The sequence below is a fragment of the Hyalangium versicolor genome (assembly GCF_020103695.1).
In the GTDB taxonomy this organism is placed as follows: Bacteria; Myxococcota; Myxococcia; order Myxococcales; family Myxococcaceae; genus Hyalangium; species Hyalangium versicolor.
The window spans coordinates 326,198-347,690 of sequence record NZ_JAHXBF010000010.1 but is presented as its reverse complement, the minus strand read 5'-3'; the positions used below and the strand labels follow the sequence as shown (position 1 = coordinate 347,690).

The window sequence follows — 21,493 nt, the reverse complement described above, 5'->3', positions numbered from 1 at the left end:
GCTCGAACCTCTTGGAAACCTTACGGATTTCAGCCGCGGGCCACCGTGGCCGAAGGGGCAGGGGCCTCGGGAGTTGCCGTCACCGCCAGCCCGGGGCGCAGGGGGGCGATCAGATCGATCCACTTCGTCCGGCGCAGCACGTCCGCCGTGGCGCAGTCGGCGGTGTGGAAGAGAACCTCCACCTGCTCGAAGCCGGTAGCCCCTCGAGGGCCCGTCCAGGTCTCCGGTCCCCCCAGGATGGTGACGCCGTGAATGGCGCTGGAGATCTCGGCCAGGGAGAGATCAGAGGGGTCCCGGGCTGGCTGGACGCCCCCCTTCCGGCCCAGCACCAGCAGGCTCGCGTTCGCCATGCGCTCGATGACGTCATGGACGAAGGACTCGGGTACTCGCAGTTGGAGCGCCATCTCCCGAGGCAGGGGGGGAGGCTGACCGTCGACCCAGGCCAGGGTGGCCTCCATGGCGACACGGGTGGCGACCAGCTCCAGGGCTCGCGGGTGGTTGCCAAAGGCCCACAGCGAGTCCCGGAAGGAGGCGTGCTCCACCGCGTAGGACAAACGCGCACCACTGAGGACCAGCAGCCAGCTGATGTGGATCCACGCCAGGAACAGCGGCACGACGCTCAGAGAGCCCCAGAGCTTGTCGTACCGGAAGAGCTGCTCGGCGAACTGCTGGTAGAGCTCCTTGGCGATCACCCACCCCAACCCCGACACGATGCCCCCCGCCAGCGCCGAGCGCACCTGCACCTTGGCGTAGGGCGTCCAGTAGTAGAGCAGCGTCATGCTCGACACGGCGAGCGCGGTCGTGGTGATCAGGAGGATCTGCGGTGCGACGGAGTAGCCCGCATTCACGATGAGGCCGCGCACCGCCCCCGTGCCAGCGAAGGAGGCGGCGAGGAACACAGGCCCCAGCAGCAGCAACCCCAGGTAGATGAGCGCGCGGACGAGGATGGGGCGTTGGCGCCGGATGCCCCACACCTCGTTGACGGCCCCGTCGATGTTGCGCAGCAGCGAGGCCGCGGAGAACAGCAGCGCCACGAAGCCCACGCTGCCGATGGCGATCGAGTTGGCTGTCGTGAGGAAGCGATCGAAGAACTCGGAGGACTGCTCACGGATGCCCGGAGCGAGCGCCACGTAGATGGCGCTGCGCATGCGCCGCTGGAACTCCTCCTGGTGGAGGCTCCGCAGGAGCGCGAGCACCACGGTCACCAGCGGGATGAGTGAGAAGACGCTGATGTAGGTGAGCGCCGCCGCCCGGAGGCTGATGTTCTCACCCTGGAAGTCTCGGACCAGCGCCCGCGCGGCCAGGTAGACGTCCGCCGCGAAGCGGCCCATGGACGTCTGCGACACGGGCTCCCAGGTCTTCTGGGCCCATCCGGCCAGCTTCGTGCGCAGGTGACGCAGGGGTTGGAGTCCGGTCATGTGAGGCGGGGCGCAAGGCTAGTCAATCCCGCGCCCGATGGGCCAGCCTCCCTCGGCGGTACGTGCCTGAATGGCTGCCTGCCGGACAGACTTCCCAGCAGGCAGGACGGCTCTTTCAAGGAGCAGCGGTCAGGACTCGCCGCCGCCGCCAGGAGACCCGTTCCCTCCCTGTCCCTCATTCGAGGAAGAAGGAGGCGTCGGCGGAGGCGTGCTGCCGCCACCGGAAGAGGACTCGGTGCTCGCCGGAGCCTGCTGCTGCGGCCGCTGGGACTGCTCGCCGCGACGCTCTTCGCCCCGACGGTCGTCTCCGCGACGGTCCTCGCCTCGGCGGTCGTCTCCGCGGCGGTGCTCTCCGCCCCGGTTGCGGTCTCCCCGGTTCTGGTCGCGATCCGGGCGGCGTCCTTCTCGCCGGTCGCCCCGATCCCTGTCGCCGCGGTCACCACGGTCACCACGGTCGCGCTCCCGGTCGCCACCGCGCTCCCGGTCGCCACCGCGCTCCCGGTCACCACCGCGCTCCCGGTCGCCACCGCGCTCCCGGTCACCACCACGATCCCGGTCTCCGCGCTCACCGTGGCTGCGGTCCCCATGGCCGCGGTCGCGGTCGCGATCCCTGCCGCCACCCCTGCGGCCCTGGTCCTGACGGTAGCGATCGCCGGGGCCCGGGCCCTCGGGGCGCCGCTGCAGGGACAGCTCACCGTCTCCCGAGCCGGGCGACGAGGCCACCTTGTGCTCGGGGCCCTGTGCGGAGCGGCCGTAGATGTCGTACTGCTCGCGGTGGTAGTTCTGCTGCGCCTTGACCTGGATGGACTTGTTGTAGCGGTCCATCAGGTGGCGCAATTCCTGGCGCTCCTCGCCCTGGAGCTGCCGGGCCACCTCCGCGCTGCAGTTGATGACCAGCGTGGAGTCCTTGTAGCCGGGGGCCTCGCGGCGGATCTCCCGGAAGATCTCGTAGGTGACGGTGGTGGCCGTCTTCACGAAGCCCTTGCCGTCGCAGTACGGGCAGTCCTCGTGGAGCACGCGGCCGATGGATTCGCGCACGCGCTTGCGCGTCATCTCGACGAGGCCCAGCTCGGAGATGCGCAGCACGTTCGTCTTCGCCTTGTCGCGGCCCAGCGCTTCCTGGAGCGCCTTGAAGACCTTGTCCCGGTTCTGCGCCTTCTCCATGTCGATGAAGTCGCAGATGATGATGCCGCCGATGTTCCGCAGCCGGAGCTGGTAGACGATCTCCTTGGCGGCCTCGACGTTGATCTTGGTGATCGTCTCCTCGAGGCTCTTCTTGCCGACGTAGCGGCCCGAGTTGACGTCGATCGCGGTGAGCGCCTCGGCCTGGTCGATGATCAGGTAGCCGCCGCTCTTGAGCCACACCTTGCGCTGGGTGGCGCGGTGCATCTCCTGTTCGATGCCGTAGGCGTCGAAGACGGGCTCGTCGCCGTCATGGAGCACCACGCGATCCTTGAGCAGCGGATCCTGCGCGGTGACGAAGGCGAGGATGCGCTCGTACTCCTCGCGGTCGTCCACGACGAGCTTCTCCACGTCGTGCGCGAACAGGTCGCGGGTGGCGCGGAGGATGAGGTCCAGGTCGGGGTGGAGCAGGCCCGGGCCGCCGCGCTTCTCGTTGCGGCGCACCACCTGGTTCCACACCTCGATGAGGAAGCGGATGTCGCTCTCGAGCTTCTCCTGGGGAACGTTCTCCGCGACGGTGCGGACGATGAAGCCCGTTCCGGGTGGGCGCAGCCGGTCGACGATCTCGCGCAGCCGCTTGCGCTCCTTCTCGTTGGAGATGCGGCGGCTGATGCCCACGTGGTCCACCGTGGGCATGAACACCAGGTGGCGGCCGGGGATGGAGATGTGCGAGGTGAGGCGGGCGCCCTTGGTGCCGATGGGATCCTTGGAGATCTGGACCACGACCTCCTGGCCCACCTTCAGCAGGTCCTCGATGCGCGAGCTCTTGCGCGACTTGGACTTCTCCTCCTTGTCGCGGCGCTGAGAGTCATCGCGCTGGCGGCGCTTGTCCTTGTCCTTGTCCTTCTCGCGAGAGTCGCGGTCCTTCTCGCGGTCACGGGACCGGGCGTCACGGCCCTCGCGGCCCTCGCGAGGCGCGCGGCGCTCACCCGTGGCCACCTCGGCACGGGGAGCCTGGGCCAGAGCCTCGGCGGGAGGGGGAGGAGGGATGATTTCGCCCAGCGCGGAGGCCGCATGCGGAGGCGGCTCGGGCTGCGCGCTGACAGCAGGCGTGCCCTCGGCGGGAGTCACGGAGGTCTGCTCGGCAGTGGGCGCGGAGGCGGTGGCCTCGGGAGCCGCAGCCACGGAGGCAGGCGCCTCCGAAGGCGCAGCCACAGAAGCCGCAGCCTCGGGAGCGGCGGTCACAGGAGCGCTCTCGACCGGAGCCGAAGCCACGGCAGGCTCGGCGGGAGCCGCGGGAGCCTCGGTGGTCTCCACGGGGCTCGGAGGAGGCACGGTCATCACCGCAGCCGCGGCGATGACACCCGACTCCACGGGAGGAAGGCCGCTCGGGTGGGTCTCGGCGGCAGGCGCGGCGGCAACGGAAGCAGCAGGCTCGGCAGCAGCAGCGGGAGCGACCGGCTCACCCTGAGGAGGAGGAGCCAGCTCACCAGGGGCCAACTCCTGCACCTCCAGCTCCACCTCGTGGGGCGCGGCCTCGGGGCTGCTGGCGGCGGCCTCGGCGGCCTCGGCTTCCATCTCCGAGGGCACGTCGGGGAAATCCTCGTGCTCGCCCTCGGTCAGCTCGAACTGGGAGCGAGCGAAGTCCGGGTCGTAGACGACGTCACTGACGTAGAGGAAGGCGGCCTTCTCGAGCCCGATATCCACGAAGGCCGCCTGCATGCCCGGGAGCACCCGGACGACGCGGCCTTTGTAGATGTTTCCGACGACGCCCTTGTCCTTCTTACGCTCGAGATAGAACTCCGCGATGTGGCCGCCCTCGACGAGGGCGACCCGGGTCTCCCGACCCGAGGCGTTGATAACGAGGGTGCTGCCCATGGGCGAATCCTGGACGCGCGCGCGGACGGGCGTGCCCCACCGGACGGGAGGCGACAAGGCCTCGCGCTTCCACGCGCGCTGCGAGAGGACAGGGGGCGGCCTCGAACCCTCCCGCCTCGGCGGAGCCCATGTCTGCTCTCATCGCGCGGGTGGGGGTTGGGAGGAACACCGTCTGCACCTCTGAGTTCAATGCGCCTCGCGACCACCGGCACCGCGCCGGGCGAGGCCTTTTCTTCCGAGCGTTCTCAGCTTCTTGCTCGCGCGTGCCGCCCGCTCCTGCCCTCCACACCCGGTCGGTACCCATCCGCGGGCGCCTTGGGGGGGCGACAGGAGAAATCGGTGCAGCCGGCGCGCCCAAGGAAGTCCGGGAACGCAACCCGTCTCAAAAAGTCACCTGGACCTCAAACGCTCCGCCGACGCGGGGCGTCACACAACTGTCCAGAAACACATGGAGTTTTTCATGCATTTGACGGCCGTGTAAAGCCGAGAAGTGGAGATTGTCCACCCGATGTCACAGGTCGTTCCTGGCTTCCCGGGATTCAGGCCTGCGCAGTAGGCGCTTGCTTGCGCCCCTCGGGCTTGTCGATGCGGCCGCGCGGCCGGCGGACCAGCCGCAGGCCCGTCCAGGTCTGGTCGATGAGGCAGATCTTGTTGTCCACCAGACCAATATCGAGCGCGGCCTGACGGACGAAGTCCTCGGACAGCGAGCTCTTGATGCCCTCGCCGCTGGGCCAGCAGATCCAGATGCCGCCGGTGAGGGCCATGGCGCGCGAGAGGGCAGGCAGGCGCTGGACGAGCTCGTGTGCATCCGAGGTGAAGAAGAGGATGACGTCCAGGCCGGACTGGGCGGTGATGAGGAACTCGACGCCGTCGGGCAGGGGATTGAGGCGCTGGACGAAGCCGCGCGGGGGGTTGATGACGGAGACCTTGGAGCCGGCGCGGATGCCGAGCATCACGGGCAGCGAGCCCATTCCATACGACGTCATGACGAGCGCTCCACGATAAAGGTGCGGAACTCACCGGAGGCCTCTCCGTCCGAGCGCTCGACGTCTGTGACGCGCGCGGCCTGGGGGCCTCGGTGGCACCAGCGGATGAATTCCTCGAGCGCGGCAGGCTCGCCCTCGGCGACGGCCTCCACGGAGCCGTCGTCTCGGTTGCGCACCCAGCCGGTGAGGCCCAGGCGGGAGGCCTCCTGACGGGAGCTCTCCCGGAAGAAGACGCCCTGCACCTTGCCGCGGATGCGCAGCGTGGCTCGCCGCATGCTCATGGTTTGGTCTCCCTCAGCCCCGAGCCTCGCCCTGGAGGAGCTTCAGGAACGCCTGCTCATCCAGGATGCGCACTCCGAGCTCCTGAGCCTTCTTCAGCTTGCTGCCAGCATCCTCGCCGGCCACCACGAAGTCTGTCTTCTTGGAGACGCTGCCGGACACCTTGCCTCCGCGCCGCTCGATCTCTTCCTTGGCCTGGTCGCGGGACATGCCGGACATGCCGCCGGTGAGGACGACGGTCTTTCCAGCGAAGGGGCCAGAGGTGGTGACCTGGGGAGGGGCGGGGGTGACGCCCGCGGCCAGCAGCGCGTCGATGGCGGCGCGGTTCTGCGGCTCCTGGAAGAAGGCGAAGAGCACCTGGGCCATGGTGGGGCCCACGTCCTTGACGCGGGTGATGGCGTCGATGTCCGCGGAGTAGAGCTGCTTCACTTCGGGGAAGGACTCGGCCAGGGCCTTGGCGGTGGCCTCGCCCACGTGGCGGATGCCGAGCGCATAGAGGAAGCGGCGCTGGGTGGTCTGCTTGGAGCGGTCGATGGCGGCCAGCAGGTTCTCCGCGCTCTTCTCTCCCATGCGCTCCAGGCTCAGGAGCTTCTCCTTGTTGAGGGCGTAGAGGTCCGCGAACGTCTTCACCAGGCCGTTGGAGACGAGCGATGAGGCCAGCTTGTCGCCCATGCCGTCGATGTCCATGGCCGTGCGCGAGGCGAAGTGGCGGATCTTCTCCACGAGCTGGGCGGGGCATGAGGCGCCGGTGCAGCGGATGATGGCGCCCTCATCGTCCTTGGCTGTCTTGGCGCCGCAGACGGGACAGTTCTTGGGGAACTCGTACGGCTTGGAGTCCGCGGGGCGCTTGGAGGGCACCACGGAGACGATCTCGGGGATGACGTCTCCGGCGCGGCGGACGAAGACGGTGTCCCCGGCGCGCACGTCCTTGCGGCGGAGTTCGTCCTCGTTGTGGAGGGTGGCGCGAGACACGGTGACGCCGCCGACCTTGACGGGCTTGAGGTGCGCCACCGGGGTGAGGGCGCCGGTGCGGCCCACCTGCACGTCGATGAGCTCCACGAGGGTGGACTCCTCCTCGGGAGGGAACTTGTAGGCCACGGCCCAGCGCGGGCTCTTGGACACCTGCCCGAGCCGCTTGCGCAGGTCCTCTTCGTCGATCTTCACCACCATGCCGTCCACTTCGAACGGCAGCTCGTGGCGGCCCTTGCGCGAGGCCTCGTGCGCGGCGCGCACGCCATCCAGACCCTTGGCGCGCACGTGGCGGTTCACCGGCAGGCCGAGCTTCTTCAGGTGCTCGAGCTTCTCGGTGTGCGTCTCGAAGGAGGGCATGCCCTCGGTGGGCACGTACTCATAGAGGTAGATGGAGAGCGGGCGCGAGGCGGTCATCTTCGGATCCAACTGGCGCAGGCTGCCGGCGGCGGCGTTGCGCGGGTTGGCGAAGAGCGGCTCTCCCTCTTCCTCGCGCTTCTCGTTGAGCTTCTTGAAGTCCTCCTTGCGGATGAACACCTCGCCGCGGACCTCGACCACGGGAGGCACCTTCACGCCGTCCTGGGGGAGCAACTGCAGGGGGAGGCTGCGCACGGTGCGCAGGTTGCCGGTGACGTCCTCGCCGGTGGTGCCGTCGCCGCGGGTGGCGCCCTGGACGAAGGTGCCGTTCTCGTAGCGCAGGGTGATGGCGAGGCCATCGAGCTTGGGCTCGCAGACGTAGGTGACGTCGGAGGCGTTGGAGAGCTTGAGGATGCGCTCGTGGAAGTCGGAGAACTCCTCATCATTGAAGACGTTGGCCAGCGAGAGCATGGGCGCCCGGTGGACGACCTTCTCGAACTTCTCGGCGGCCTCGCCGCCCACGCGCTGGGTGGGGGAGTCCGGGGTGGCGAGCTGGGGGTACTGGCCCTCGAGCTCCTGGAGCTCGCGCATGAGCCGGTCGTACTGGGCGTCACTGACTTCGGGCGAGTCGAGGACGTAGTAGCGATAGTTGTGGTGAGCGAGTTCCTGACGGAGCTCGCGCGCGCGTTTCTCGGCGGTCTTCAAATCCACGAGTGGAGCCTCACCGGGGCGCGGGAGGAAATCGTCGTCCCCGGCCCAATCGGGCGCGAGGATGGCGATCTTCCCCGGCTCCGCGCAAGCCTCGACAAGGCCGTTCCCGAGAGGCCCGGAGAGGCTCCTGGAAGGCTCTGACACAGGACGTGGCAGGTTGGAAAGAGAGGCTGCCGCCATGAGGTAGGGTGATCCTCACGGATGCCGGAACGGGTTGCAAGGGACCACCCAGTACGTAGGGTGCATTCCGGGTGGGAGTCTCTGCTACAGAACACCTGGGGCAGGGCCCTCACACGCTGGCGAGGCGGACGGCCTGGTGGAAGAGCTGGGAGAGGGTGAAGTCGAGCGACTTGCCCAGGGAGTTGGAGGGGACCTGGAGCAGGTGGTGGGCGCGCAGGAAGGGTAGCCAGGCGCGAGGGCCTACGACGACGGAGGACTCCAGGAGAGAGCGACGAGGCACCCAGCGCCCGCCGAGGTGCTTGATGAGCAACTCTCCCAAGTACGCGCCGAGCATGGGCACGAGGAGCTCTCGCTGCGCTTGGGTCATGTACTCCTTGAACTCGGCCCAGCGCTCGCGGCCGACGTAGTCATCGACTTCGATGATGGAGCTAGGCTCCTGGCCTGCGACGGAGGGGTGCTCGGTGTGGAGGAGGGCGATGAGGGACTCGGCCTGCACCTCGTAGAAGGTGAGCTTGCTGGCGGGGTTGTCCACATCGGATTGGACTTCGTGGGCAGGCCGCCATTCGGAGACGGGAGGAGGGCGATAGAGGTTGTAGCGCTCAATCTCCTTCCTGAGGGTGGAGAGCCCTGTCGTGCGCTGGAGGATGAGCTCGATGAGGCCCGCGATGTCGGGGTCGAAGTTCTTCTCCACGGGTTGAAAGGCGAGGCTGCGCTCGAGCAGTGAGCGCTTGACATCTTCGAGGCGGAGTTCGGGGCGCAGGTGGACGAGGCAGCGAGCCTGGGAACTGCGGCCCTGTGGGCTGTCGAAGTCAGCCAGGGTGGGGCGTGAGAGCCACAGCACGCCGCCGCAGGGCAGGGGCTCGATGGAGTGCGCAGGGAGGGAGAGCACGCGCTCGCGCCCGAGGGCGTCCACCAGGGGCTTGCCGTAGACGTTGAGCCAGTAGGCCTCGTAGGCGCCTGGAGGAGAGGTCGGGTCCGTGGTGTGCGGATCCGTGCCCAGCAAGGAGTCCGCGCCGCTGTGCGCGAAGCCGTACTTGACGGGACCCAAGTGCAGGCAGAGAGCGCGCACCACGTGCATCACGTGTTGGCACCGGGCCTCGGTCGTCTCCTGCTGACGGAAGAAGCTCAATGGGTAGAGGCTCACTTCGAAGGTGAGGCCTCCTTGAGTTCCCCCGAAGCTCAGGCTCCAGACTCCTTGAAGGTCGCCGTTCTCTTTGGGCAGGAGGAGTGAGTCGAGAAAGGGGGTGACTCGCATGAGTTGTTCCCGAGCACGCTGCCGGGAGTAACGGTAGGTGCGTTTCCGCATCACCTTGTCCGGCATGAGGAAGCCAGCTTCTCGCTCGACGAGCTCCAGGACCGTGTCCAGCCCCGAGGGACCTTGGTCCAAGGGATTGGTCGCGAAGTGCAACTCCACGGCCAATTTGTCGGAGCGGTTCCATTCCTCGTAGCTGATCATTCGAAGTGCACCTTCACGCGGGCTTGCTGGCAAAGCTTTTCGATGAGTGCCCGCCATGTTCCGAGGCTTTGCTCTGAATAGGCGAGGTGGATCTGAGAGACCTGCACGGTGCGGCCATAGAGCGGATGTCCGGGACGTCGCACTTCCAACCTGCCTCCATACTTGTTCATGGCTTCCTGGAGGTCAGCCTGGACGAGATCTCGCACCTCGCTTTCGCTCAGTTTCGAGAAGTTGCGCATCTTGACGCTGACGGTCTCCACGCGAGGCACACTGCCTTCCTTGAGTGTGGCTTCGTCCACCGCGAGGTAGTCCGGGTAGTGCACGCCCTCCTGGCCCACCTTCGTCGTCCCCACGTGGCGGGCCAGCAGCGGCTGGCGTGAGCCGGTGAGCACTCTGCGAGAGCCCGCAGATTGCTCCAACTCTTGAAGCAAGGTGCCGCCCACCCTGGACTCGAACTGGTAACAACGTTGGAAGTGATTGAGCAGGTCGCGATAGGCCTCCCAGCGCAGAGGAGGCTTGACCGAGAGCGAGTTGGCGCCGCCGAGTTTCTGGGAGCGCACCTCCTGGAGCCGGCGTTGGCGGTAGGCCTCGAACTCGTCCCAGCGGAGGCTTCCCTCCGCGTTCAAATCCGAGGGCTTCGGCCTGGGAGTCAGCGTGCCGTTGCGGAGCTCCGCTGAGGAGAAGGCTTCCCGCTTGCCCGGGGCTTCCGCTTCCAATTCGAGAAGCCGCGACTCCAGGGCGCTGGCCTCCTCGGCGCTCAGGGCTCTGCCGAGCCCCAGCGACTCCGCGGACAGCAGGCTGGTGGCGCGCGCTCCAGCGACTTCGCTCTCAGCCGCCAGGGCGCGACTCTCCGCACTCAGCGCTCTGCCTTCCGCCACCGAAGCGCCGCTCTCAGCTGCCGTGGTGCGGCCCTCAGCCGCCGCCGGAGTGCGCCCCAACAAGGGGGCTGCCATGAGCGTGCCGGCACGGACAATCTCCGAGCGGAGTTGGAAGCCGCGCCGCAACTGTTCCCAGCGCTCGTCGTAGCCCTGCTTGTAGACGTCAGTGAGGCGATCGCGGCCAGGGCCTGTGCCTGGGATGAGTGCGCTAACGGGTTGCCAGTTGAACTCGCATCCGGCCTCGCCAGGGAACATCGTGCACTGGGTCCGGGCGTGCTCTTGCGCCATTATCGCGCCAGCCCCTCGGCAGACAGCCTCCAGATAGAACCAGGCCTCTGAGGCGGGGAAGAGCCCTTGGCGCGCCTGGAGGAACACCTGCTCGCGGTGAGCCGGGTGCCCCATGAGCACCAGCGCCCAATCCTCACCGCGAAGCTCTCCGTGGGAGTTGAGATAGGTGGAGAAGCGCAGGGGCGCATCCGCAGGGACGAACGGCAAGGCGGACTGAGTGGTGCCGCACCCGGCAGCCAGGGCTACAGCACTCAGCACCAGCCCCAAGCGCAGGGCGCGGGCGAACTCAGAGAGGACGGATAACCAGAGAGGCGGCATGCAAGGCCTCCAGGTTAGCCCAAGCATGCGCGCTCGATCCGCTCCCTCGCCCGTAATGACGCCACCGCCACCTCACCTCTCGTCGGCGGTGACGCTCAGGGTGTTTTCAGCAGCCTCGGTGTTCAGGGGCACGAGCCGTGCTTCCTGCGCACTGACGAGCTGGAGCGAGAACAAGCCGGTCGCGTCAGCAGGCAGGGTGGTGGGCCAGCGGCCCTGCTCGGTTCGGGTGATGTCCACTTGGACGAGCGTGGCGAGCGCGACGGCTCGGAGGTGTTGAGGTTCGAGGTGCGCCAACTCGCGGTGGAATGTCCTGGCGCTGACGGCGCCTGGGTAGTCTGCGAGCAGCGCATGGTCGGCATCAATCCTCGCGAAGGCGCGCTGGCGCTCATCGGGCGGCAGGTCGGCCACAGCCATCATCTGATCGAACAGGGAGACGTTTCGTCGCCAGATGTATCGCCGCACCAACGGGTGACCGACACGGCTCGTGAAGAAGAACCATCCGCCTCCACCATGGACGAGCGTCTTGGCGGCCGGGGGCAGCCTGGAGAGGGCTTCGAGGGGCAGGAAGTCCGGACCGAATGTGCGGAGCTGAAGAAAGACGGACTCCTCTCGCAGGAGGCGGGATGGAGGCGGGAAGCCCCTCTGCAGCCGGGACAGTTGCTCCAGCGCCTCACGCTTGCGCCCCAAGGGCACGGCATCGAGCGCGGCCGCGCAAGAGGGGTAGACGATCTCCTGGCTCTGCGCGGAGAGCTTGCTGCCGTACAGCCCGCCTCCGAGGGCCAATTCGCGGCTCAAGGCCAGTGCGTCGAGGCAGGTGTTCATGGCCTCCACTGGGTGTCCTCGTGACAGCAGCTCCCATACTTCGAGAGCGGCCAGGTGCACCACGCGCGCGATGGCGCCCATTCCTCCGGACTGCAATGAGTCGGAGCGGTTCAGGCTGTTGGCGCCAGATGGGAGTCCCCCTGTCTCCGCATGGGTGGCGGCCAGGACCCTGCCCATGACGTTCCGGTGGGTCTCCAACGCTGCGAGGCAGGGCGCTGGCACTGTCTCGAGCGGGGCTTTGCCCGAGGCAACGGCGAGGCATTGCTCGCGGAGCTGCTCTTGCTTCTGGTACCAGCGCGCCCACGCGGCCCCGTTGTCGTCCTCCTTGGGGGTAGGCACGGAGTTCGTCTCAGGCTCGGGCAGAGCACGGAGCTCTGGCAGCAGAGGCTTTATTGCTTGAGCGAACGTGCCCGGTGTGGAGGGAGAGACGTGCGCTGGACGCGGGTGGGATGCACCTTCGAGGGCATTGGTGTCGCTGATCAGACGTTCGACCAGAGGACCCGTGCGGAGCAGCAACCAGGCGAGGAGCCCCGCACAGGCGGCGATGAGCAAGAGCGCGCCACACCCGACAGTCCACAGGGTAGGGCGTGGCACGGACATGCTGCGATGAGGGGGACCGCTGGGTTCAATCACTGGGAGTAACCTCGTTCAAGGTGCTGGGTCTGCGGTGAGCAACAACTCATGCTCCATGCTCAACCCGCTCACTCGTCCCAGGCACGGTTGAAGAACACTTTCGTGATACGGGCCTTGATGCCTTCAGGCTGCCGCGGAGGTTCCAGCAGTGCCCGATCCAGCCACTCGCAGACCCGCGTGACGCGTGAGTCCGGGTTCAAATCCTCCAGCAAGGCCCGGCGCTCCTCCAGCGACAGCTCCAGGCCCGAGGCGATCAGGTCCGCCAGGAAGACCGGATCCCTCAAGCCCAGGGCCTCTTCCAACCCCAGGTCCAGAGTGCTCCGGATGTAATCGTTGAGCCGGTACCGCAGCCGATCGAGCTGCACCTGGGCCTGCGTGCAGGGGAGGTCCTCGATCAGTTCAACCCATGCCTGAGTGCCTTGTTCCGACGGGACGAACTCCCGGAGACGGACGCGCGCCAGCATGCGCACCGTCATCCGGTAGTCCTCTCCTGGCCACACCTGCAGGGCTTCGTACAGACCGGCCAGCACGCCTACCTGGGGTGGATCCTCTCCGGGCCACGAGGGTGTTTCCGCCTGCCCTGGGACGATGACGAAGGGATGGGTGGAGAAGGCCAGGGAGAGCCGCATGTACTCCGCCTCCGACAGGTTGAAGAAGGCATCGGCCCCGGGGCAGAACAGGTTGCCGCTCATGGGCGCCACTGAGAAGGGTCTCTCGGGGAGCTCCTCCTTCTCGAAGACGGGTGGCCTGGTGCGCGCGAAGAGATGAGGGAAACTCGCGGTGAGGGGGCGGAGCAGAGGGACTGGATGGCGCTGCCGCAACCGAGCCAGTTCTCGCTGGAGCAGCGCGCCTCCCACTCCTCCGAGGATCAGCCCCCGGATGAGCGCGCCGAGCAAGGTCGCGCCCACGCGGTTCCCCAACACGGCAAGGGCCCACGCGAGCGGCGAGTCCGGCTGCCATGCCCAGCCGAGGAGTCCGAGCAAGAGGAGTTCCGCCAGGGGTGCTGCTCCCATCATGGCCAGCAGCCAGGTCGCCGAGCGCCGAACCCATCGCCCCAGCACGAGGGCTTGAAAGCACATGGGTACTAAGTCCAGAAGGCTTAGGTACGCGACGTCGGTGAGCAGGGAGGAGGAGGGATGGAACGGATCGCGAGCATCCGCCAGGAGTTTGACCGTCATCCTCCCCAGCCCGTACCCCAGAGCGGTGAGCCACGGCCAGCGGCCAGTCTCCGGAAAGACCCGCCGGAGCACCGACCATTGCGCGAGCCCCAGCAAGCCGCCTTGCACCATGCCCGGGATGAAGAAGAGCCAGGCGCCCGGAGACTCATACGGATCCTGGGGCTTGGGTGCCCACCAGGACACAGGGAATTCCCCTGCCGCGCTAATCAACAGCGCCCCCACGGTCGTCGCCATCATCCAGGATGCCTGGAACCCCAACGGCAGGTGCACTTCCCACGGGCGGAACGCGGGCGCTGCCGGATGGGGGCGGAGAGCGGTGGTTGGGGGGCTTTCCTCGCTCCTGCCCGCCAGGCTTGAAAAGTGCCGCGCTTCCTCGGGACGCTGCAATTGGACGAGCGCCTGGGCAATGAGGCGCGCCGTCTCCGGTCTTGGCGCTTGCGCGAACATCCGCCGTGCCAGCGCCAGGGCGATGGAGGACTCTCCGGCCAGCAGGTGGGCTTGGATTCGCAGCGTGGGAGAAGGCGTGTGATACGAGGAGGTGCGCGAGAGTTCCCGTAGCGCCGCGGTGCCGTCCCCTTGAAGGAGAAGGCTCCGGGCTTGTTGCTCCAGGGCCTGGTCGTGGCACTCGGCAGTCCTCGTCACGGCCCAAGCTGTCCGCGCGAGTTGGAGTGCCCGGTTCAGCTTGCCCGCTCGTTGCGCTGCTCGAGCGCGAGTCAGCAGCTTCTCGGCGTGCGGCTCGCGGGCTTCCTCCCACGTCTCCTCGAAACACCGGGCCAGATAGCTCACGGCGGGAAGCACCAGGAAGATGCCCCACGGGTAGCCTCGGTAGGACAAGACGAGGAGACCGGTGAGCAGCACCAGGAAGATGCCCAGCAGTTGCCACCGTGCGAAGAACTTCCAGAAGGTTCGTTTGAAGCGCCAAAGCTGCCAGCGCGTTCTGAGCTCGTTGAGCAGGGCCTGCGCGGAGACGGCTGCCGACGTGGGGGGTTGCACCTCTCTCAGCATACCTGGTCCGTAGACTGACGAGGGTGCATCCAGAGGGAGTCAAAGGAGGAGATGGACTCCAGGACAGGTCCGCCCTGCCCGGTGGCCCTGGAATTGTTGGCCCTGCACCGATTCGCTTCGGGAAGGAATACCGCCCACCACCGGTTCCAACCCCGGGAACCACCTGCTCCCTAAAGGACGTCCGGGAGCAGGCGAGGTAACGACGCCTTGACAGCCCCAGGGGGCGTCAATAACCTGCCCAGCGGTTTCAAGGCGTCAGGGTTCCCCTGGTGCCCTTTCTTCCCAACACCCTTCGACTCTCCTTCGGTCCTCCGCGGGCTTCGGGCGAGTCGCTCAGTGTCGCCAGGACGGTGCCTTCTCGCACCCCGCGAAAACTTCCGCCAACAGCCCCGCGCTCGAAACCTCGGGCGCCCCTCAGCACCGCTTCCCCCATCATGCGCAAAGCCCGTTCCACCAAAGAAAAGGTTGATCACGCCCTCCCTGCCGAAGAGGAGCGCCCCAAGCGTGGCCGCAAGACAGCCAAGGCCAGCGAGCGTGAAGAACCCGAGCGCCCCACGCGCCGCCGCACCGCCTCCCGCCGCACCGAAGAGGAGGAGGCTCCCGAGCCCGAGGCCGCCGAGGAGGCCGCCGAGGCCCCCCGCCCCGTGCTGACCCCCATGCCGCGCCCAGTGCGCGACGAGGAATTCCAGGAAGCCCGCGCCGTCGCCGCCGCCGAGCCGGCCGCCCCCGCCGCCGAGCCCTCCGAGATGCCCGCTGTCACGGAGGTGACACGCGATGGCGCTCCGATGCAGGTCATCAAGCTCAATGACCTGAAGCGGATGAAGATCACCGAGCTGGCGAAGATGGCCCACGACTTCAGCATCGAGGGCTACCAGGGACTGAAGAAGCAGGACCTGATCTTCGCGCTGCTCTCGGGCATCGCCGACAAGCGTTTCGAGGTCCACGCCGAGGGCGTGCTCGAGCTGCTCAGCGACGGCTTCGGCTTCCTGCGCAGCTCCGACAGCGACTACCAGCCCAGCCCGGACGACATCTACGTGTCCCCGTCGCAGGTGCGCCGCTTCAACCTGCGGCCCGGCGACACGGTGACGGGCCCCATCCGCCAGCCGCGCGAGGGCGAGCGCTTCTTCGCCCTCCAGAAGGTGGACAGGGTCAACTTCGCGGACCCCATGTCCGAGGCGGCCCGCGAGCGCATCCTCTTCGACAACCTCACGCCGCTCTACCCCACGCGCAAGCTGAAGCTGGAGCACGAGGGGTCGGAGATGACGACCCGCATCATCGATCTGTTCTGCCCCATCGGCCTGGGCCAGCGCTGCCTCATCGTCGCGCCGCCGAAGGCCGGTAAGACGGTGCTCCTGCAGAACATCGCGCACGCCATCGCGCGCAACCACCCGGACGTCTACCTCATGGTCCTGCTCGTGGACGAGCGCCCGGAGGAAGTCACGGACATGGAGCGCAGCGTGCGCGGCGAGGTGGTCTCCTCCACCTTCGACGAGCCCGCCACGCGCCACGTGCAGGTGGCCGAGATGGTCATCGACAAGGCCAAGCGCCTGGTCGAGCAGAAGTACGACGTGTGCATCCTGCTGGACTCCATCACCCGTCTGGCGCGCGCCTACAACACGGTGGTGCCGGCCTCCGGGAAGATCCTCTCCGGCGGTGTGGACGCCAACGCGCTCCACAAGCCCAAGCGCTTCTTCGGCGCCGCGCGCAACATCGAGGAGGGCGGCAGCCTCACCATCATCGGCACGGCGCTCATCGACACCGGCAGCCGCATGGACGAGGTCATCTTCGAGGAGTTCAAGGGCACCGGTAACTCGGAAATCGTCCTGGACCGCAAGCTCTTCGAGAAGCGCATCTTCCCGTGCCTCGACATCAACAAGTCCGGCACGCGCAAGGAGGAGCTGCTGCTGAGCCAGGCGGACCTCATCCGCATCACCGCCCTGCGGCAGGTGCTCCACCCGTTCACGCCGATCGACGCGATGGAGTTCGTGCTCAAGCACATGCGCCCCACGCCGTCGAACATCGACTTCCTGGGCTCGATGAACCGCTAGGAGGAGCCTCATGCCCCGCCCCCGCCTCGGACGATTGGCTGCCCTCGTGTTGGGAGTGTCACTCGGCCTGCTGGGGACGGGGTGTGAGCCCATCGACCCGATCGACATCCCCGTCGGGCTGTCGGACAAGACCTGCTACCGGGACAGCGACTGCGCCCCCAACGGATGCTGCGGCGAGGGCACCCACCCCACGCATGTGTCGGAGGCGCCGGACTGTTCCAACGTCCGGTGCGATGGGACGTGTCAGGCCAACAGCATCGACTGCGGACGCTGTGTCCCCTATTGCCGGGACTCGCGCTGCGAAGCGGCCTGCCAGTGAGGCCCTGAGACGCCTCAGGGCGCTGGCGGCGGGGCGGGCTGGACGGCGGGCGCGGGGTTCTCCTCGGGAACGGCCGGTTCGGCCAGCGCGGGCTGTGCCTTGGTCCGCGCGAAGTCGAAGCACGCCACGAAGATGGCGGCGATGGGCACCGCGAACAGCGCGCCCACCAGCCCGTAGAGGCGCTCCCCGGCGATGAGGCTGAAGGCCACGATGACCGGGTGGATGCGCGCCGCCTGGCCCATGATCTTCGGGTTGAGGAAGTAGGCCTCCAGCGCGTGGATGCCGCAGATCCACGCCAGGATGATCAGCCCCTTGTTGAACCCGTCCGCCATCGCGATCAGCACGATGGGCACCGAGCTGATGATCGTCCCGAAGATGGGGATGAGGCTGAAGAACGTGGCGATGGTGGCCAGCAGGAAGGCGAACTTCACCCCGAAGATCAGCAGCCCGATGGCCGTGAGCGTGCCGTTCACCACGCAGATCGTCACCTGCCCGCGCACCACGCCGGACAGCGAGCGGTCGATGCGCTCCAGCAGCACGCGCGCGTCACTGGCGTACTCGGGAGGAATGAGGGTGCCGAAGTAGTGCCGGATGGCCTGCGCGTCGATGGAGAAGAACGCCGCCACCATGAGGATGAAGAAGAGGCTGAAGACGCCGGCCAGCACCCCGCCGATGATGCTGCGCGAGATGCCGACGATATTGCCCAGGTTCTCGCGCGCCAGCCCGGACGCCCGGGCCACCATGTCCTTGAGCAGCTGCGCCAGATCCACCGCGAAGCTGAGCGAGGGGCTCGGCACGTCGTCCGCTCCCTCAACGCCCCGGTTGGAGAGCGCGATGGGGATCCCGTAGCCGCCCAGCCACTCCTCGGCCCGGTGGGCCAGCGTCTGCAGGTACTCTGGAGTGAGCGAGTTGGCGAAGGTGATCGCGTCCCGGCTGATGCGCGCCAGCTCGCGGTAGAGCTGCGGCACCAGCGCGATGAAGAACAGGTACATGCCCACGAAGAAGACGGCGTAGATGAGCAGGATGGCCACCCACCGAGGCACCTGGCGGCCCGCGACTCGCAGCCGCGTGATGCGCGCCACGAACGGCTGGACGAGGTAGGCGATGAGGGCCGCGCCCGCGAAGGGCATCACCACCGAGCGGAAGGTGACGAGCACCAGCGCGATGGCTCCCCACAGGCAGGCGAGGATGATGAGCCGCTTCCGGCGCTCGGAGAGGACGGAGGCTTCAGGGGGCTGCAGCATGGGCGCGGCTTATGGCAGAGGTCTCGCCCTGCCCACAAGGCTCCCCGAGGAGGGGGCTCTCCCCTGGGGAGAACCCGATGGTTGGGACCCATACGGAGCAGGCGTCGGGGGGGCTCTCCGGGGCTTCTCAGAGGATGAGGCCCGAGGGGGGCGGCTGGACGAGGCGCAGGCGTGCCTCCACCTTGTCGAGGACCTGGCGCATCATCGGGCGCTTCACGCGGCCCTCGGTGGCCTCGCCGAGCCCCAGCATCTGCTCCACGAGCCAGCGGTTGAGGAAGAGCAGCGCCAGCCGGTCCGTGGGCGCCAGCCCCCGTTCGAGGTAGCGCTTGTTGCGCATGTAGTCGTCGTAGGCCTCGAACTCGCGCTCCAGCTCCCAGCGGGACAGCCTCAGCGCCTCTTCATAAACGGCCTGCGAGGGACGGGGCGTGGCCTCCAGGAAGAGCGGCGCGAATGTGCCGCCCACGTCCAGATCGAGCTCCTGCACAGGAGGAGGCCACTTCGACAGATCCTTGGCCAGCAGCTTCGCCACCTCCTCCAGGAGATGGTCCAGGACGGGGACGGGCTTCGCCTCGAAGAGATGATCCCAGCGCGAGGGCATGCGTGTCACCCTAGCTCACGGGCCCGCGTCCGGGGAGCCGCCATCCGGTACGCCGCCATCGCTCGGGGTGCCTGACCGGCAGCAGTCGGAACTGGTGAAGTAGAGGGCCGCCTGCGAGCACGAGGCGCGGATGATGCGCTTGTAGCCGCTGCAGCCCATCAACAACCCCTGCCCGTCGCACACCGGAGGGCCCGAGGTGTCCGGATCGCAGGACGCGGAGCCCTCCTCGATGCACAGCGCGCGGGAGCGGAAGAAGCGGGGCGAGGTGGTATCTCCGATGACGAACTCACAGCTGGCGGTGGGGCCGCACTCGACGATGTTCGCGCCGGTGGAGCAGGGACCCACCGAGCACGAGCGCTCGCAGTTGATGGCCTGGTCCTTCTCGCAGAGCGGGGCCTCGGCGCAGTAGTCGCGGTCGGAGCAGGAGAGCAGCAGGAAGAGGGGAGCGAGGAACAGGGCTCGGGACACGGGGGCCTCGTCGTCAGGTGAAGTGCTCGAGGAAGTTGACCAGGACCTGCCGCCCATAGGGCGTCGGAGTGATGCCCGCGAGCAGTTGGAGCACCCGCTCCCCGGGAGGCATGCCGCGCGCGGTGGCCTCCTCCTCGAGCCGCTCCGCTCGGGCCTGGATGAGCGCCCGCATGGCCTCCGGCTGTACCTCCGGGTGGAACTGCACGCCGCGCGAGCACGGCCGGAAGGCGAGCGCCTGGACAACGGTGTTCGCATTGCCCGCGAGCAACACCGTGCCACTGGGAGTCTCGGGGACGATGTCCTCGTGGGTGGCCTGCACTGCGACGCGCGGAGGCATCCCCCGGAAGAGCGGATCCGCCTGGCCCTCGGGCGTGAGGTCCACCTGGATGGTGCCGATCTCCCGGCCCAGCGGGTTGCGCACCACGTGGCCACCATACGCGTGCGCCAGGAGCTGGTGGCCGAAGCACACGCCGAGCACCGGGATGCTCCGCTCCGCCGCATCCACCATGAGCGCCGCCGCACGCACCATCCACGGCTCCAACTGCGTCACCGAGAGCGGTGAGCCCGTCATCATCACCGCGTCATAGCCCGTGGCATCCGCGGGCAGCTTCGCGCCCTGGTGCGCGGCGATGACGTCGAATCGATAACCGGACAGTCCAAGCGCCTGAAGGAACCACTTGTCGTAGTCGCCTACCAAGAGGCGCACCGAGGCCGCGGCATCTCCTGCTTTCAGCAACAGAACGTTCTTCATCCAACCTCTCTCCGCGCCGGGTTGCCGCCCCTCTGGGCCATCCCTACCGTTCTCTGCCGCTCCAGGTGATCCAAGGAATCTCCATGACCGACGCTCGCTCGCTCGCTCCACAACTTCCGGCCCTCAAGCTGCTCATCGATGGGCAACCTGTGGACCCCGTGGAAGGGGGCAGCCTTCCAGTGATGAACCCTGCCACAGGTCAGAAGATCTGTGACGTGCCATCTGCCTCGGGCGCGGATGTGGACAAGGCGGTGAAGGCCGCGCGCCGTGCCTTCGAGTCCGGTCCCTGGAGCAGGATGAACCCCAGTGAGCGCGGCAAGCTCATCCGCAAGCTGTCGGAGCTGCTGTGGCAGCGGCGCGAGGAGTTCGCGCTCGTCGAGTCCATGAACAACGGCAAGACGTTCCGCGAGGCCATCCGCGGAGACGTGTCGCCGGGCGCCGCCACGCTGGCCTACTTCTCGGACTGGGCGAACAAGATCACCGGCGAGGTGCTGCCGGTGGACGGGCCCTTCCTCACCTACTGCCTCAAGGAGCCGGTGGGCGTGGTGGGAGCCATCGTTCCGTGGAACTACCCGACGTGCCTGCTGTGCTGGAAGCTGGGCCCGGCGCTGGCGGCGGGATGCACGGTGGTGGTGAAGCCCTCGGAGCTCACGCCGCTCACCGCGCTCAAGCTGGGCGCGCTCGCGCTGGAGGCGGGCTTCCCGCCGGGCGTCCTCAACGTGGTGACGGGCTACGGCGATCCAACGGGCGAGGCGCTCGCGCGGCACCCGGACGTGGACAAGATCTCCTTCACGGGATCGGGGCGCACCGCGCGTCGGCTGTTGCAGGCCTCGGCGGGCAGCAACCTGAAGAAGCTGACGCTGGAACTGGGCGGCAAGAGCCCGCAGATCGTCCTCGCGGATGCGGACTTCGACACGGCCGTGGAGGCGTGCTTCTGGGGCATCTTCGGCAACAAGGGAGAGATCTGCAACGCGGGCAGCCGCGTGCTCGTCCACGAGAAGGCCTATGACACTTTCGTCGGCCGGCTCGCCGAGCGCGCTCAGAAGATGCGCGTGGGCGATCCGCTGGACCCCGAAACGGAGATGGGCTCGCAGATCAGCCCGAAGCAACTGGAGACGATCCTCAGCTACATCGAGAGCGGCAAGAAGCAGGGCGCGAAGCTGCTGGCCGGTGGTGAGCGGGACACGCAGGGCTCCAAGGCGAAGGGCAACTTCGTGAAGCCCACCATCTTCGGAGATGTGCAGCCGGAGATGAAGATCGCCCAGGAGGAGATCTTCGGGCCGGTGCTCAGCTGCATCCGGTTCCGGGATGAGGCGCATGCGTTGGAGATCGCCAACGGCACCAACTACGGCCTGGCGGCGGCGATCTGGACGCGCGACGTGGCGAAGGCGCACGCCATGGCGCGCAAGGTGAAGAGTGGCGTGGTGTGGATCAACTGCTTCAACGAGTTCGACGACGCGGCGCCGTTCGGTGGCTACAAGGAATCCGGCTGGGGCCGGGACCTGTCTCACCACGCGCTGGAGGGATACCTCCAGTACAAGGCGGTGTGGACGAAGCTGCCGGCGGGCCTCTGATTCAGCTCGAGAC

16 protein-coding genes are annotated in these 21,493 nt (G+C 67.6%); 3 read left to right on the top strand and 13 right to left on the bottom strand.

All coding sequences use genetic code 11. From position 1 onward, the window contains the following. Window positions 1-29 precede the first annotated feature (29 nt). The 9 genes from KY501_RS22500 to KY501_RS53955 all read right to left on the bottom strand — a co-directional run bounded on the left by KY501_RS22500 (window position 30) and on the right by KY501_RS53955 (window position 14,466). Window positions 30-1,418, bottom strand: a complete 1,389-nt coding sequence (locus KY501_RS22500) for a YhjD/YihY/BrkB family envelope integrity protein (protein WP_224365291.1) — start codon at window positions 1,416-1,418, stop codon at window positions 30-32. A gap of 129 nt (window positions 1,419-1,547) precedes the next feature. Beyond that, on the bottom strand, window positions 1,548-4,418 hold the full coding sequence (locus tag KY501_RS22495) for an Rne/Rng family ribonuclease (protein ID WP_224365290.1): 2,871 nt from the start codon (window positions 4,416-4,418) through the stop codon (window positions 1,548-1,550). 539 nt (window positions 4,419-4,957) lie between these two features. Beyond that, on the bottom strand, window positions 4,958-5,404 hold the full coding sequence (locus KY501_RS22490; RefSeq protein ID WP_224365289.1) for a DUF3052 domain-containing protein: 447 nt from the start codon (window positions 5,402-5,404) through the stop codon (window positions 4,958-4,960). Beyond that, a complete protein-coding gene (locus KY501_RS22485; protein WP_224365288.1) occupies window positions 5,401-5,685 on the bottom strand; it encodes an acylphosphatase in 285 nt (94 codons plus the stop codon). The genes KY501_RS22490 and KY501_RS22485 overlap by 4 nt, the downstream gene beginning before the upstream one ends. Window positions 5,686-5,698: 13 nt before the next feature. Beyond that, on the bottom strand, window positions 5,699-7,714 hold the full coding sequence (gene ligA, locus KY501_RS22480) for an NAD-dependent DNA ligase LigA (RefSeq protein WP_224365370.1): 2,016 nt from the start codon (window positions 7,712-7,714) through the stop codon (window positions 5,699-5,701). 295 nt (window positions 7,715-8,009) lie between these two features. Further along, window positions 8,010-9,356, bottom strand: coding sequence for a hypothetical protein (locus KY501_RS22475; RefSeq protein WP_224365287.1), 1,347 nt, complete (start codon window positions 9,354-9,356; stop codon window positions 8,010-8,012). After that, entirely contained in the window at window positions 9,353-10,840 is a 1,488-nt protein-coding gene (locus KY501_RS22470; RefSeq protein ID WP_224365286.1) for a hypothetical protein, read from the bottom strand. The genes KY501_RS22475 and KY501_RS22470 overlap by 4 nt, the downstream gene beginning before the upstream one ends. Before the next feature lie 72 nt (window positions 10,841-10,912). Further along, a complete protein-coding gene (locus KY501_RS22465; RefSeq protein WP_224365285.1) occupies window positions 10,913-12,001 on the bottom strand; it encodes a hypothetical protein in 1,089 nt (362 codons plus the stop codon). 362 nt (window positions 12,002-12,363) lie between these two features. Continuing rightward, entirely contained in the window at window positions 12,364-14,466 is a 2,103-nt protein-coding gene (locus tag KY501_RS53955; RefSeq protein ID WP_224365284.1) for an LON peptidase substrate-binding domain-containing protein, read from the bottom strand. Between the two features lie 446 nt (window positions 14,467-14,912). Here KY501_RS53955 and rho point away from each other — a divergent pair, with 446 nt between their 5' ends. Both rho and KY501_RS22450 read left to right on the top strand, forming a co-directional pair. Further along, window positions 14,913-16,526: a transcription termination factor Rho gene (gene rho / locus KY501_RS22455; RefSeq protein WP_224365283.1), complete on the top strand. Its 1,614-nt coding sequence runs from the start codon at window positions 14,913-14,915 to the stop codon at window positions 16,524-16,526. Between the two features lie 10 nt (window positions 16,527-16,536). Beyond that, window positions 16,537-16,845 carry a hypothetical protein gene (locus KY501_RS22450; RefSeq protein WP_224365282.1) on the top strand — a complete coding sequence of 103 codons (309 nt, stop codon included), beginning with the start codon at window positions 16,537-16,539 and terminating at the stop codon, window positions 16,843-16,845. Window positions 16,846-16,859: 14 nt separating this feature from the next. On the opposite strand, the gene KY501_RS22445 is transcribed toward KY501_RS22450, so the two are convergent. The 4 genes from KY501_RS22445 to KY501_RS22430 form a co-directional block, all read right to left on the bottom strand. Continuing rightward, window positions 16,860-18,089, bottom strand: coding sequence for an AI-2E family transporter (locus KY501_RS22445; protein ID WP_224365281.1), 1,230 nt, complete (start codon window positions 18,087-18,089; stop codon window positions 16,860-16,862). 127 nt (window positions 18,090-18,216) lie between these two features. Continuing rightward, complete coding sequence (locus KY501_RS22440; protein ID WP_224365280.1) at window positions 18,217-18,687, bottom strand: hypothetical protein; 471 nt, start codon at window positions 18,685-18,687, stop codon at window positions 18,217-18,219. A gap of 15 nt (window positions 18,688-18,702) precedes the next feature. After that, a complete protein-coding gene (locus KY501_RS22435; RefSeq protein ID WP_224365279.1) occupies window positions 18,703-19,155 on the bottom strand; it encodes a hypothetical protein in 453 nt (150 codons plus the stop codon). A gap of 13 nt (window positions 19,156-19,168) precedes the next feature. Continuing rightward, on the bottom strand, window positions 19,169-19,906 hold the full coding sequence (locus tag KY501_RS22430; RefSeq protein ID WP_224365278.1) for a glutamine amidotransferase: 738 nt from the start codon (window positions 19,904-19,906) through the stop codon (window positions 19,169-19,171). A gap of 83 nt (window positions 19,907-19,989) precedes the next feature. On the opposite strand from KY501_RS22430, the gene KY501_RS22425 reads away from it, so the two are divergent. Next, window positions 19,990-21,480, top strand: a complete 1,491-nt coding sequence (locus KY501_RS22425) for an aldehyde dehydrogenase family protein (protein ID WP_224365277.1) — start codon at window positions 19,990-19,992, stop codon at window positions 21,478-21,480. The last annotated feature ends 13 nt before the right edge of the window (window positions 21,481-21,493 follow it).

Excerpts from the sequence above, each read along its gene's own strand:
- KY501_RS22500 (WP_224365291.1), bottom strand. The coding sequence starts at position 1,418 with ATGACCGGACTCCAACCCCTGCGTCACCTGCGCACGAAGCTGGCCGGA.
- KY501_RS22495 (WP_224365290.1), bottom strand. The coding sequence starts at position 4,418 with ATGGGCAGCACCCTCGTTATCAACGCCTCGGGTCGGGAGACCCGGGTC.
- KY501_RS22490 (WP_224365289.1), bottom strand. The coding sequence starts at position 5,404 with ATGACGTCGTATGGAATGGGCTCGCTGCCCGTGATGCTCGGCATCCGC.
- KY501_RS22485 (WP_224365288.1), bottom strand. The coding sequence starts at position 5,685 with ATGAGCATGCGGCGAGCCACGCTGCGCATCCGCGGCAAGGTGCAGGGC.
- KY501_RS22475 (WP_224365287.1), bottom strand. The coding sequence starts at position 9,356 with ATGATCAGCTACGAGGAATGGAACCGCTCCGACAAATTGGCCGTGGAG.
- KY501_RS22470 (WP_224365286.1), bottom strand. The coding sequence starts at position 10,840 with ATGCCGCCTCTCTGGTTATCCGTCCTCTCTGAGTTCGCCCGCGCCCTG.
- rho (WP_224365283.1), top strand. The coding sequence starts at position 14,913 with ATGCGCAAAGCCCGTTCCACCAAAGAAAAGGTTGATCACGCCCTCCCT.
- KY501_RS22450 (WP_224365282.1), top strand. The coding sequence starts at position 16,537 with ATGCCCCGCCCCCGCCTCGGACGATTGGCTGCCCTCGTGTTGGGAGTG.
- KY501_RS22445 (WP_224365281.1), bottom strand. The coding sequence starts at position 18,089 with ATGCTGCAGCCCCCTGAAGCCTCCGTCCTCTCCGAGCGCCGGAAGCGG.
- KY501_RS22440 (WP_224365280.1), bottom strand. The coding sequence starts at position 18,687 with ATGCCCTCGCGCTGGGATCATCTCTTCGAGGCGAAGCCCGTCCCCGTC.
- KY501_RS22430 (WP_224365278.1), bottom strand. The coding sequence starts at position 19,906 with ATGAAGAACGTTCTGTTGCTGAAAGCAGGAGATGCCGCGGCCTCGGTG.
- KY501_RS22425 (WP_224365277.1), top strand. The coding sequence starts at position 19,990 with ATGACCGACGCTCGCTCGCTCGCTCCACAACTTCCGGCCCTCAAGCTG.